The sequence below is a fragment of the Planktothrix pseudagardhii genome (assembly GCF_904830925.1).
In the GTDB taxonomy this organism is placed as follows: Bacteria; Cyanobacteriota; Cyanobacteriia; order Cyanobacteriales; family Microcoleaceae; genus Planktothrix; species Planktothrix tepida.
This window is the reverse complement of sequence record NZ_LR882967.1, coordinates 3,117,855-3,132,903: the sequence shown is the minus strand read 5'-3', so window position 1 is coordinate 3,132,903 and position 15,049 is coordinate 3,117,855. Positions and strand designations below refer to the sequence as shown.

General features: G+C 39.6%; 5 protein-coding genes. 2 read left to right on the top strand and 3 right to left on the bottom strand.

From position 1 onward, the window contains the following. Positions 1-28 precede the first annotated feature (28 nt). From NMK36_RS13205 to NMK36_RS13190, 3 genes are all read right to left on the bottom strand, one after another. On the bottom strand, positions 29-10,651 hold the full coding sequence (locus NMK36_RS13205) for a DUF4347 domain-containing protein (protein ID WP_302184658.1): 10,623 nt from the start codon (positions 10,649-10,651) through the stop codon (positions 29-31). Between the two features lie 216 nt (positions 10,652-10,867). Next, entirely contained in the window at positions 10,868-11,617 is a 750-nt protein-coding gene (locus NMK36_RS13195) for an HAD family hydrolase (RefSeq protein WP_254173934.1), read from the bottom strand. A 14-nt stretch (positions 11,618-11,631) separates the two neighbouring features. Next, positions 11,632-11,787, bottom strand: coding sequence for a PCP reductase family protein (locus NMK36_RS13190; RefSeq protein ID WP_042156555.1), 156 nt, complete (start codon positions 11,785-11,787; stop codon positions 11,632-11,634). Positions 11,788-11,967: 180 nt separating this feature from the next. On the opposite strand from NMK36_RS13190, the gene NMK36_RS13185 reads away from it, so the two are divergent. Continuing rightward, on the top strand, positions 11,968-13,314 hold the full coding sequence (locus NMK36_RS13185; RefSeq protein WP_254173933.1) for a serine/threonine protein kinase: 1,347 nt from the start codon (positions 11,968-11,970) through the stop codon (positions 13,312-13,314). 214 nt (positions 13,315-13,528) lie between these two features. Beyond that, complete coding sequence (locus NMK36_RS13180) at positions 13,529-15,022, top strand: IS5 family transposase (RefSeq protein ID WP_254173932.1); 1,494 nt, start codon at positions 13,529-13,531, stop codon at positions 15,020-15,022. Positions 15,023-15,049: the final 27 nt, after the last annotated feature.

Here is a 15,049-nt window from a genome sequence, read left to right as displayed (position 1 = left end):
TTGATACGGATGACAACTCTTTCAACTTTTAGAAAATAGAAGTCGTAAAGTCCTCTGAAGTTAGCAAAGTCCCATCAACGTTATTGAGGGTTGCCAGAAGTATTCCATTCACCTGAATTTGAGTCGTACCCATTACCGAGGTTAGACTCAGTTGCTCAAAGCTCAAACCCCCATCGAGAACAATCAGATCTTGACCCTGGGTAAAGTCAGTAATCATATCAGGGCCATATCCAGAGACGAGGACAAAGCGATCGCTTCCTTCCCCACCCGTGAGGGTATCTGCACCTTCGGCTCCTACGAGTAGGTCATTATCGTTTCCGCCGATGAGTTGGTCATTTCCTTCTCCACCATCGAGGGTATCTTCTCCATTGTCTCCAAAGAGAATATCATCACCAGAGTTACCATCGAGTAAATCATTTCCTTTACCACCCCAGATGAAATCTTGATCGGAGTTGCCGGAAATTGTATCGTTATCTGGGTTGCCATAGAGGATGTCGTTACCCTCATTACCCTCGATTAAATCGGCTCCCAAACCCCCAAACCCACTATCGTCTTCACTACCTCCCCGCACTTGGTCGTCATTGCGTCCACCGAAAACTTCATCCTTGCCATCCGCACCATTAATAAGATCGTTATCCTGGTTGCCGTTAATCCAGTCATTGTCACTATCGCCTGAAATTGTATCATTCCCCAAGCTCCCAAAAGTTCGGTCATTTCCTGAACCACTTGCAATTTGATTGTCATCCTGACCGCCAATAATTGTATCGTCTCGATCAGTTACGACAGAGGAGTTTAAGAGATTTTGATTGGGTTGTAAGTTCGGAAAAGTGATCGGTTTAATTAAGTCAGTGGGGTCATAGATATTAAATACCTTGTCACCCGTGTTGTCTGAAGAAGTTTCAGAGGGTGCAACAGTTGGTGCTGGTGTTGGTTCTGGGGTAGGTTCAACAGTTGGCTCCGGTGTTGGTGTTGGTTCTGGGGTAGGTTCAACAGTTGGCTCCGGTGTTGGTGTTGGTTCTGGTGTTGGTGCAACAGTTGGCTCCGGTGTTGGTGTTGGTTCTGGTGTTGGTGCAACAGTTGGCTCCGGTGTTGGTGTTGGTTCTGGTGTTGGTGCAACAGTTGGCTCCGGTGTTGGTGTTGGTTCTGGTGTTGGTGCAACAGTTGGCTCCGGTGTTGGTGCTGGTTCTGGTGTTGGTGCAACAGTTGGCTCCGGTGTTGGTGTTGGTTCTGGTGTTGGTGCAACAGTTGGCTCCGGTGTTGGTGCTGGTTCTGGTGTTGGTGCAACAGTTGGCTCCGGTGTTGGTGCTGGTGTTGGTGCTGGTGTTGGTGCTGGTGTTGGTGCTGGTGTTGGTGCTGGTGTTGGTGCAACAGTTGGTGCTGGTGTGGGTTTTGGAGTGGGTGCAATAGTTGGTGTAGGAGTTGGTACAGGGGTAGGTTCAACAGTTGGTACAGGGGTAGGTTCAACAGTCGGTACAGGGGTAGGTTCAACAGTTGGTACAGGCGTTGGTACAGGTGTTGATACAGGTGTTGGTACAGGTGTTGGTGTAGGTGTTGGTACAGGTGTTGGTGTAGGTGTTGGTACAACAGTCGGTGCTGGTGTTGGTACAGGGGTGGGTTCAACAGTTGGCTGAGGCGTTGGTTGAGGAATAGCTTTAACACTTAAGTTAAACTGATCACTAATACTCGCTCCACTAGGATCACTAGCTGTAACAGTGATAACAAATGGACTAACAGTATTAATAGTAGGAATACCACTAATTAGGCCCGTTGCTGGATTAAGACTTAAGTTATTCGGAAGTTCTGGTGCTGAGAACGTTAAAATATTACCATCAGGATCACTAAAGTAAGTCGAGAGATTCAGATTAAAGGATTGGTTTTGTTGAATATCAATCTGATCAGGAATTTCCCCTATCCGTATAGGACTATCGTTAACAGATTGAACATTAATTTTAACTTCTGCATTGGCAACATTGCCTTTACTATCCGTTGTTAAATAAAAGAAGCTATCTTCACCAAAATAATTAAGAGCAGGAGTATAAGTAATGGTTTGACCATCGGTGCTAACTTCTAAGGTTCCACCTTGACTACTTTCAGGAAGAATTGCTGTAATTTGTCCGGCTTCATTCGTTTCTAAACTGCCAACAGTTGTTACTTTCAGTGTGTCATTACTATCCTCATCTTGATCATTTTCTAGCACATTAATAACTATGGGAGTATCTTCTAAAGTCGTTATATTATTGTCAGCATTCGCTTCAGGAGTGTTATTTAATATATCCAGTTGGAAAGTCGGATCTTGAGCCGTTGCAGCTTGAATTTGGGTTGTTAAAGCTTCACCTGTATGATCGGCAATCGCTTGTTCTATAGATAGACTTCCGGTTCCTACTTTTTGCAAATCGGTTGCCGTTTTTCCTTGAACGACCTGCTGAATTTTAGCGATTTGAATTGATTTTTGAACTAAATCGATATTTGGATCTGAAATAACTTGATCAATGCGAATATTTCCAGCAACGATAATATTAGCAACACCTGTGGCTAGATTAGTTGTAATATCAGGTTTAATTGCTTTAATAATCCCTTGTATTTGAGTGGAATCGCTGACATTTAATGTGCCATTGGGTTGATTAATTTTTTTGATAATTTCGTCTAAAATTTGATCAGATGCGGTACTCATCCCTCCGGCTGAAGAACTACTCAAAAACTCAGAGAGTTGCACTAAGGTATTATAAATTTTAGCTTGTTGGCTAAATACAATTAACCCCTCTTGATTGCCATTAGCGATTTCTTTAAGGGCATCAAATTCATAAAGATTAACATTAGGAAGTCCTAAAGCCGTTTTAACTTGGGTTTGTGCTGCTTCGGGATTAACGGGTTCAGCTAATAATCGAACTAAAGTCGCCAAGGGATTACTAACCAATTGGGAGTAACCTGTTGCTAATTCAACGGATTTAAAGGCTTCAATTTCAACATTTTTTCCTTCATTTGGATCAAGGCGACCGTTACCATTTTTATCAAATTGATCAACAGGAATATTTAGCTCATAAGTACCATCACTGGCCTTATAGGCAAAGGGTTCGTTAGCGTCTTGAATTCCATTATCATTAGCATCAAAGAAAACCCAAGATTGAAGCATTTGCTTCCGAGCATTTGCTTGATCCAAAAATCCAGAACTATTATTCAGAATACTATCAATAATTTTATTATTATCGATAATTTCTTGAACAGTTTGAGTTAAAATATCACCATTGAGATTGAGTTTTGGATCTTGGTTCGTTAAAGTTGTAATTGCATTTTCAAGTAAATTCTTGACAACGGTTTTATCACTCAAATTCGGTGTATTTCCCTGCTCAATTAGGGTTGCAACACTTTGGAAGATTTCCTTAGCAATTTCTCCCATTGTCATAGAAGAGGAAGGTTCTTCACTATCTAATTGTTGATTACCATCGAGATCTAAAAAGCGAATTTTACCATTAAGGCGATCGCTAATAACTTCAGGTTCTCCTGTATCAAACTGGTTATTATTATTGCTGTCAAGGTAGAGTAAACCCGCCTGGTCTTTTACTTCGGCGGAATCAACTGTTAAACCGACAAAAGGTGTTTGTGAAAGGGTCTGTGTGGCGGTGATAATTAGGTTTTGAAGTTGTACCTTTAACGCTAAAACTCCTATCTCTACATCAGTGGGAATATCTGCGAATACATCCAAATTTGAGGGGAGACTAAAAGCCTCTTTAACTTCAGTTTTAGCCGTTTCAAAATCAGGCGTTATCAGTTTTGTAGCAATGGATGTTAGGGGGGATGCAATTTTGGCTGTGGGTACGGTGATTAGAGGAATACTTTGGTCAAGGAATGTTGATGTATCAACTCCATTGATAACAATAACTCGACCTTCATCAGCATCAATAATGCCGTTGCCATTCTTATCGAAATTATCTAAAATATTGAGATTGTAGCTACCATCTGGACTGGTAAAGGTACTGGGTTCGCTAAAAGGTTCACTGAAGGGTTCGAGAAGTTCAATGGTTGCTCCTGTATCAAGATCGGGGACTGAATAGGTATCTCGAATTCCATTATTATTGAGATCCTCAAAATCTCGAATTCCGTTATGATTGAGGTCAGCATAATCTTGAATTCCATTAAAATTAGCATCCAGGAAAACAGTTGCTCCCGCAATATAACCATCCTGTACTTTTCCAATACTGCTATTACCGATTTTAAATTTCGCTAAATTAAAGGTGGCAAAATGTTCATCATATACAGTCTCACCAAAGAGATTAACTTCGGCTCCCAGAAAAGCGTTAATTTCTCCTAATAAACTTAAAAAATCATCAAGACGGGGAGCAATTTCCGAAACTGCATGAATGCGACCATCATCGGTTTTATTGGCTTCACCTTGGTCTACTAAATCTAAGTTAAATAATCCTTCAATTCCGCCTTTGAGATAACCAGAAACAGCTAAAAGATCTAAACCGGCTCCGGCTGCAATTGTAGCATTGAGTTTAACTTCGGGAACATCAGCACCCGTACCATCTGCATTTTCACGATCACTAATATAGAATCCATCTAGGATACGGTAGGCTTGATTGGCGGCAAAATCTTTGGCTTTCCACTGACGCAAACCGAAGGTATCCATACCCATTGCAAAATCGGCGGCTGCGCCAAATTTACCTTCTAATAAACCACGAATCGGGCCATAAATGGGGAAGGTTTTTCGGACTCCTACATTAAACGCAACTTCAGGAACATCAAAGGTAAATAAAGGAACATCTTGACCTAATAATAAAGCAGTCGCCTTAATCGGATCTTTCAGCAGGGGAATATCAAATAAAGATTGATTACTTCCATCTCCATAGGTGAAACTTTTAGTAAATTCAGTGATGGATTTTTGACTAGAATTTCCGGGATTTTGGATAATCTTATCCAGTTCGGTTTTAACGTCAGTTGCTTGTTGCTTAATCTCGCTTAAATTAATTTTGCTGAAATTGGCAAATTTTGATAAGGGTAAGCGGTCAGCGAAATCTTGGAGAAATTTAATCGCTTCCTGCTTGGCTGTATCCGTTGTGGTTTTTGAGATATTTTCGAGTTCGTCTTTGAGAAGATTAACATTTTGTTGAATAGCGAGAACATCGTCAAGACTGGGTAAAGAAAGATCGGTTGTTAATCCTTTGAGAAATTCGGCTGCTTTTTGTTTTGTACTATCGGTTGTTGTCTTTAATATCTGGTCAAAATCATCTTTAAGGCTAGTGCTACTTTGGCTAATTTGATTCACTTCACTAGAACTAAGATGACTCAAATCCTCTAATTTAGGTAAGGTAAAATTCCCCAAAGGAATTAAGATTTTTTGGTCTGCGGGTAAGCTATTAACTTGTTGGACAAAGTTATCAATCTTGACATAAGTATCTAAAAATTTGAAAACGCTGGGAGGAAGTTCATTCCCTAAAAGCTTTAAGATGACATCCGCAAGTTCTAAGGTGGAAACTTGACCATCCCCTCCATTCGGAATCGGCCATTTCTTATCAAAGAATCCCGCTAATCCTAATTTTGATAATAATTGAGTATCTTTAATAAGAACATCTACCAAAGGACGGAAGGGTTCTAAAACTTGATCAACTTGCTCTAAAATCGGTTTAGCAAAGTTACTAACAAAGCTCCCTAAATCAATGTTAACATTCTGAAAACTAATTTGTGGCGTTTGGGGGCCAGTGACTTGAAAACCGTCTACTTTTAGAGCATCAAATTGTCCGACTAACTCAAAATTAAAAGAAGGAATTGCTGCATTTCCTAGAAAACTGGTATTCGCTTTTAACCCGACTTTAGCGTTAGCATCAATATTAATATTAAACAAATCTTCCAGACTGGCTTGATTGGTTTTCCGAAGTTGGTTAAACCCTTTTAATTCTTTTAAAGTGAGTCGGTTTCCATCCCCAGAATCCTCAACTAAATCGCCTTCTGCATTCAGATCAATATCTTCTAATCCCAAGTCAGCTTTAAATTCTGCTTGGGTTTTTTGAGTTCCACCGTTAACTTTATCTTCGGCTCCATTCGCAACATTTAGTGCTAGGAAACCCAGGTTAGCTTGCGCGTTAAAATTATCATCTAAACCGACTAACGCATCGGCGGTAAGTTTGGTTTTATCCGTGTCAACATAGAAGCCATAATCTTGATTATAACCAAACTTTAAGTTGAGATCATATTGAAAATTTGTTTTGGCTTGACCATCGACTTCTAAACCCAAGGCGGGTAAACCAAAATCTTGAGATAAATTAGCGGTTATATTATAACTATTTCCCAGATCAATATCAAAGGAAATTTCTTGGGGAAGAGCATCGGAAATTACCTGAACATCGGGAAAAACCGCTTTTAATTTATCCGTTAATAAGGTTTGTAACTTGTCTTGAGTGAGATTAGCTGTTTTTTTGATTTCATTAATAATATTATTTTTTAAGGTGTCAATAAAGGCGGGTTCAGTACCACTGAGAGAACCAATAATCGGAATACTGGTATCTTTCAACATTTGCTTCAAACTTTCGGCGATCTGATCCAAAAGTAAGGCTAATCCATCTGCAATTTCACTAGAATTATAGGTGGGTTCACTGATAGCAACATTGACAGTAGGAAGGGGTTTACCATTGATTTCTTCCCCATTATTATAAGCAGAAGTTCCATCGGTACTACTAGAACTTTGGGTGATGAGTTGTTCTAGGGTTCCGGCTTTATGATCATCTACACCAACAACAGTAATGGTTTGAGCTTGGTTCCAATTCGTCGCATCAAAATTAAGTTCAGTAATAGGATTTTTCCCAGCATCAAGCAGTTGTAAATGATTACTATCGTACTTGGGTTTAATGGTAACTGTTTCACCAATAGCCGGAGAACTGGTAAGAGAAACTTGATAAGTATCTGTTTTATTAAAATTGGGTGGAGTTGGATTTTGTTCAACAACTTGAGTCCCGTTTCCGGTTTCCAGAACACGCACACCTGGTACATCATCATCGGTGATCAGGACGCTGACGGGATCAACAGTTCCGATTTCATATCCTGACCCCGTTTCTAATTTAATACTGACCGTTTCTCCTCCTAGTTCAGTAATTAAATCTTGAATTGGGGTAACGTTTAAATTCACTCCTGTTTCTCCCGGTGGAATGTAAACTGAACCGGATTTATTAATCGTATTTAACCCAACAATTGTATAATCTCCCCCCGGATTTGCGACTCCAGAAACGGTATAATTAACGGTTAATCCTTCATTGGGTGCAGGATGATCTAATAGCACCTGAAATACACCAGGAATCAAGCTTTGTTCGCTACCATTTCCCACGGGTTTAATTTTAACCGTCGGATTATCGTTATCCGTTATTGCGACATTGACATTCCCTTTTAACCCAACATAAAGCGGATCATTACTATTAGCAATATAGCTAATATTACTAATCTGTTTACCTTCTACAACGTCATCATCAACGGCTTTAACCGTCACGATTTGAGGTGTACTGGCATTTTCCGGGGTAAAATTTAAAGCAATGGGTTTTCCCAGTCCATTACCGAGATCAATTTGTGAATCTGGGGTAACATTAACAACCACATTATCAATGGGAAAACCCGTAAGAACGACTTGGAAACTATCTGTTATTCCCGCTTCGCTGACTTCTGTACTCCCATCGGACTGAGAAATTAAAACATTTTCAGTTTCATCATCAATATTAGTCGCCGTAATATCCTCTAATTTCAGTGCACTATAGTTTGGATCATCGCTGCTAATATTCGTTTTGATATTATAGGTAATATCGCCATCTCGTTGAGTATCATCCACCCCTTTCGCTTTAACCGTTTGGGTTTGATTCCAGTTACTACTATTAAAGGTAATAGATGGAGTTTGAAGTTCAGCTTCTGTGGTATCAGAACTGGTAAAATTAAAGGTAACAGGTTGTTCCGGTTGGCTATTCAGTCTAACGGTAAAACTCGCTTCTCCTCCCTGTTCGTGAGTTGAACCATTGATAGCAGAAGCGGTAATTCCTACCGTATCATTATCAGTAATACTGTGTTCTATCGGTGTGGTATCAATGGTATAAATAGCCCCATCTGGCTTGTCATTTTTGAGGGTGATTTTAACCGTTTCATTGTTTTCATCAATCAGATCATCTAGGGTTTCTAAAGGGAGAGCCGCACTGGTTTTTCCAGGGGGAATGGTAATAGAAGAAGATAATAAGGGAGAATAATCAGAGCCATTTTTGGCTGTTCCACTAATTTCATAGAAAACCTCTAATCCTAACGGTTGTCCGTCACTTTTGAGGGGAGGATTTTCTAATAATTTTCCAGTATCGGGATCAGCTAAAAAGATACTAAAACTTCCTGATGTTGGCCCCGTTTCTGAAGGGTTGCCGATTTTCCCTAATTTAACAATAGGCTGTTTTTCATTATCTGTAATGGATAATGTGGCTTCTCCTTGACTATCTTGAACAGCATAACCTTCTAAATCGGTAGGTTCAATTAAACTAATTTTTAAATTTTCTTCTGCTTCTATTAAGCTATCGTCAACAGGTTTAATATTAATCTCAGCACTGGTTTCTCCGGCAGGAATAATAATAAAATCCGTAGGAAGTTCTGTACCGTTTAAAGTAGCCGTATAATCATCTTTAGAGGTAGCTGTTCCCATGATTGTGTAGCCAATAGCAAGCCCACCATCGGGAGCAGGTTTACTCAAGTTAAGATTAAAGGTTCCAGCCGTTTCATTTTCTTCTGTAGGGGTAGTTCCGGCAGTAATACTAACTTCGGGTTCGTTATCTTCAATGGTTAATTCTGCACTATTAGAAACCCCAATATTATAAAAATTTTGATTCCCGGTTGCTAGGGTCAAAATAATCGTTTCATTGGGGTCAAAGTGGGTATCATCTTGTATTGTAACGGGAATTTGAGCAACAGTTTGACCCGCCGGAATTGTGATGCTTTCGGGAATTGTATAATCTGTGTCCTGGGTTGCCGTTCCCGTAATATTATAATTAACAGTAATATCGTTAGAAAAAGCTTGATCAAGTATCAATTGGAAAGAGCCATTTGTAAGAGGCTCTGAAGGGTTTGTTAAGCTAAAAATATTGAGTGTGGGAAGGGTAAGAGTCCCTGTACTTCCGTATACATCAGCATTATCTGTTGAGGCAGAATTTCCACCGTAATTTGTGCCAACCGTATTAACGGTAGCACCTCCCATCATAAAAATAGCCCCGCCTCTGCCTTGGCCATTCTCTGCACCAACACCGCCTTCTGCACGGTTGTTATAAAAGTTGGTGTTAATTAGGTTTAAAGATGCACCATTGTTGACAAAAATTGCTCCCCCTAAACCGCCACCGCCCCCTCCTTGACCCCCGTTTCTGCTCCCACCGCCTCCAATACCCCCAGCACCACCGCCTCCAAATTCTCCAGCGAAACCGCCACTACCGCCGCTACCGTGATCATTACCACTAAACGTATCATTATCTTGGCCACCACCGCCGCCACCGCCACCGCCCCCTCCAAAGCCACCATTACCCCCCTGACCACCATTCCCTCCTTGGTCTGGTGCTGTTGTTCCACCGCCACCACCGCCAGCCCCACCACCGCCAGCCCCAAATTCACCCTGACCCCCTGAACCCCCTTGGCTTTCTTTTCCTCCACCGCCACCTTCTGTACCAACCCCAACTGTATTACCGTTTAAGCCCCCTCCAGTTCCCCCGCCTGCGCCAACATTTCCATCGCTTCCGCCCCGTCCCGCCCCGTCGAAAGAATTTCCGCCTTTAGCTTGGTTATTAGTAAAGGTGACATTCTCAACGGTGACGTTCCCGCCTTGGACATACAACGCACCTCCCGCCCCCAAACCACCGCCACCGCCAGTAATTCCATCCCCTCCCTTGGCTAAACCATTTTGCAAAATTAGATTAGAGAGAACAATTTTTCCATTAACAATGGTGAAGATTTGAGCACTGTTCCCCCCATCAATTGTGTTACCGTTCCCAATAATTGAGAGAGGTTCGTTATCCTGAAGATCGAGATTAAACGAATTAAAAAATCCGTTAATATTACCCGTTATAGTAATTTGATCCGGTTCAAAGTTATTCCGGGCTTGATTTAAAGCATTGGTTAATTCAACAGCGTTACTGACAGAAAAGTTTGCTAATACACTTTGATAAGCGTTCATCGCTTCAATTTGAAAAGCTAGGGGCGCGTTAATTAACCCCGTCGCATATTCTAATAACCAATCTCCCCCCAGGTTTATATTACCAGTCAGGTCATCGGAGGCAGCAATATCTGCTTGGGTAACTTGACTTAATTGTTGTACAAAAGCTTTGCCTGTTTCCGAAGCAGCGACATTACATCCTAATAATAAAATATCTCCATTGGGGGTTAGACTTTCTCCCCATTTGCTTAAAGATTGAGTATAAATATTTAGCGCTTCAGAGGTTAAGGTTGTTGTTCCTAATTGCAACAGTCCGTCTGCGCCATGAGAAACGATTTGGATGCTGTCAATATTGCTGTGTTGCGATAAGGCGTTTGTAATTTGCTCAATTCCATCCTGGGTCGCATCCAGAATCATCACTTCAGCATTCGAGGGTAACGTTTCAACTAAGCTTTGATAGTTTTCAACGCTAGAATCAACGACAATCAGAGTTTTTCCAGACTGAGCATTCATACTTTCCTTTTCCTCAACTTATTCTATTTTGATATATTCAAAAATAGGTAAAAATTTATTGTTTGGTATTAAGGTTAAAAGCAGAGGTCAGGGAAATCAAGTGTTAATTGTAAATTTTTGTTAAGATTTTATTTTGTCAAACTTATCAAATAGAAACGGTTGTATTTGATGAGATTGTTAACAAGCTAAAATCAAACGGTTTCGTTTTTTCTAAGTTTAAAAAACAGATTGAATTAATGCTAAATCTAAATAGCTTTTTTCGGAAATATCCCCCGCTAATACTGTAAACGGTTGCTCAAGTTCACCTAAATGATTAACGACTAATATGGCATCAGTAAAATCTTGATTTTTTGTATAATCATTGACAGTAATTATTGTTTTTAATCCGGCTTGTTTTGATGCTAAAAATCCATGATGAGAATCTTCAAATACTAAACAATTTGCTGAATTTAATCCTAATTTTTCTAAGACATAAAAATAAATATCTGGGGCGGGTTTTTTAGCGGGAACAATATCTCCAGCCGCAATAATTTCAAACCAGTCTGGATGAATAGCTGTATTTTCTAATAACGCTAAAACATTGGGTAAGGCACTGGTTGTTGCGATCGCTAACCTGATTTCCTTTTCTTTTGCTTCTTGAATTAACCGTTGTACCCCAGGACGTAAAGGAATTAAACCTTGATCTAATAATTTTCGATAATATTGATTTTTTAACTGATGCAAATTTACAATTAAATCATCTAAGTTTTCCGTTGATAAAAACTCCGGTTCATATTGTTCAATATAATAACGAATACGCTCTTTCCCTCCCCCAATTGCCAATAATTTACCATATAAATCAATTGACCAATTCCAAGGAAGACCGACCTCATGAAAAGCTTGATTAAAGGCGATGCGATGACCATCACGTTCTGTATCCGCTAAGGTTCCATCCACATCAAAAATTAACGCTTGTAGTTTCCCCATTGTCTTGTTTCCTATTAATTAAATTTTTGTTTAGCTTGCTCATAAACTTCAACAGTAATTTGAGTAACCCCTAATTCCTGAGCGAATTTTTCAATCTTTTTTCGAGCCGCCGGACGTACAAAAAAGGGGATTTCTTTCAAACGAGTTTCGGCTTCTGTTGTCCATTCCATAATGATCAATTAAGAGAGAGGATAATTACACTTATCTATAATACTGCTATAGCAATCCCAAATAGGTTGTAATATTGGAGCCTTGCTGTGCTTGGGTTTTAGGCTAATTTATCATCATGACTCATTTAGGATTGCTATACTTGAGACATAATAGACAAATAAAGGGTTCAACAGAAGAATATGACTCTACACCAACCCAATGATATAATTGCTCAACGCTATCGCATCGTTACCGCTTTGGGCGAAGGCGGAATGGGAATTACCTATGAAGCTGAAGATCTCAGCAATTACCAACGAGTTGCGGTGAAATCAGTTTCCTTACGACAAAGCAAAGACTGGAAAATCTTAGAATTGTTTGAACGAGAAGCTAAAGTTCTCGCTTATTTGAATCATCCCGGAATTCCTAAATATCTGGATTATTTTCACCTTGATACCGATGAAGACCGAGAATTTTATTTAATTCGAGAATTAGTTTCTGGAGAGTCTTTAAATGCTTGGCTTGAAAAAGGTTGGCATTCAACTGAAGCTGAAATCAAGCAAATTGCGGTTGAAATTTTAGAAATTCTTATCTATTTACATCAACTTAACCCGCCTATTATCCATCGGGATATTAAACCGCAAAATATTATCCGACAAGCGGATGGAACCGTCTTTCTAGTCGATTTTGGTTCCGTTCAAGATGTTTACCGCAACACCATGTCTGTTAGTGGAACCTTTGTTGGAACTATTGGATATATGCCGCCGGAACAGTTGCGGGGAAAAGCCTATCCTGCATCAGATTTATATAGTTTAGGCGGAACTTTATTGTATTTATTAACCCATCGTTCCCCGGATGAACTTCCTCAAAAGCGAATGGAAATTAATTTTCGTTCTACTGTCAACATCTCACCGGAATTTGCTGACTGGTTAGAGAGAATGTTGGAACCCATATTAGAAGATCGATTTCAGTCTGCAAACTCAGCTTTAAATGCGCTCAAAAATAATTCTACAATAGCGTCTTCTAATGCTTCTGGGATTCAGGTTCATCATAAAAAGCTGAAAGGAAGTCGAGTTAAAATCCAAAAAACATCCCGAAGCTTAGTGGTTGATATTCCCCCAAGGGGTTTTCACTGTCAGGATCTATATGGGTGGTGTTTCACTATTGTTTTTTTTGGAAATATGAGCTCTCATTTTAACATTTTAATTTTACTTCTATTATTCTCACCTTTTATTCTTGTTGGTTTATTTTACGGTGTTCTTTCGGACTTATTCAGCAAAACTCAAATTAAAATTGATCATAAAGATTTTATGATTCACAATAAATTATTATTTCTAAATTGGATATCACAAGGAGAAACGGCAGATTTAGAAAAAGTTTTAATAACATATACTGTAGATGAGGCGGGCAATAAATCTGTAAAAGATTGTATATTGTATGAGGGTATTATTCAGCATCGATTTGGTTCTTCATTAGAAGAACTGGAACAAGAATGGCTGGTGGCTGAGATCTCTGATTTTCTGCAAAAAATCAAGGGGAGAAAAAATTGATTTAACCCTAAATTATCACCTATAATATACGGCTAACGGCTCGATTTCGTCCTTGGGTTTTGGCTTGATAAAGTGCCTCATCTGCGGCATTAATTAGGGCTTGCTGAAAAAAGGCGAAAAGCCAGAACAGGCGGGAGGAGAAGACAAGAAAAAATGAATCAGGTGCAAGGGATGGGTGTAAAATAGCGCAAAAACCTGGCAGGAGTTGGGGAAAATGTACCGTAAAGACGAACAACAGAAAACACCACCCGAAGAGTTCAAACTGCCATTTGAGGGAAAACTCTCAGAAGAGAATCGCTGGGTAATCATGGCTCAATGGATACCGTGGGAAGAATTTGAAGTGGAATATGCAGAATTATTCTCATCTGTGATGGGAGCACCCGCCAAAACATTTAGAATGGCATTAGGAGCCTTAATCATTAAAGAAAAATTAGGGATAAGCGACCGAGAAACAGTAGAACAAATCAAAGAAAATCCCTACTTGCAGTATTTTATCGGGTTGTCAGAATACAGGAACGAAGCTCCATTTGATGCCTCAATGTTAGTGCACTTTCGGACGAGAATCAATGTAAATTTAGTGAATAAAGTTAATCGGTTAATGGTCAAAAGAATGCGAGAGGCGAGTTCCGAGCCAGCCTCAGAAAATCAATCAGAAGCTGAAGAGGGAAGTGAGAGGAAAAACCGAGGAAAATTAATAGCTGATGCGACTTGTGCACCTGCGGATATCACATATCCAACAGACTTAAAAATTTTAAATAAAGCCAGAGAACAGACAGAAAAAATCATTGATAGTTTGCATAAAAGTCGTCAGGATAAATCAGAAAAGAAACCAAGAACTTATCGAAAAACAGCCAGAAAAGACTACCTAGAAGTAGCCAAACAACGCCGACCTTCCCGACAAAAAAGACGAAAAGCAGTTAAAAAACAACTGCAATATATTAAACGAAACTTAGGACATATAGACCAACTCATCGACAATGGAGCAACGCTAGATTGCTTAAATAACAAGCAATATAAGAGTTTATTAGTAATATCAGAAGTTTACCGTCAACAGCAATGGATGTATGAGAATAACAAACAGAGCATTTCCGATAGAATCGTCAGTTTGAGCCAACCTCATATTCGTCCGATTGTGCGAGGTAAAGCCGGAACGTCAGTAGAATTTGGTGCTAAATTGTCTGCGAGTTGTCTGGATGAATATGTATTTCTTGACCGGATTAGTTGGGATAATTTTAACGAATCCTGTGATTTAAAAACACAAATAGAGGCTTTTAAAGAATACACGGGGCATTATCCTGAATCAGTCCATGTAGATAAAATTTACCGGACTAGAGACAACCGAGCTTGGTGTAAAGACAGAGGAATTAGAATCAGTGGCCTCCCATTAGGGAGACCGTCAGCAAATCTTAGTAAAGCTACTAAGAAACAGGCGTTAGAGGATGAAAAAATTCGGAATTCCATTGAGGGGAAATTTGGCCAAGGGAAAAGAAGATTTAGCCTGAATCGGATTATGAATAAACTAGCTCATACTTCCGAAACAGCAATTGCTATTACTTTTTTAGTCATGAATCTCTCTGTGATTCTTAGACGGATTTTTAGGTCAATTTTTTTGTTCAATTACTTTTTTCGAGTTATTGATTACCAGAATTTATCTGTTAACTCCTTATCTCAAAAAAAACTTATTTATCCTTCTGACTCCATTTGCTAGTTAATCATTCTTTTGCTTTTCTGTTAC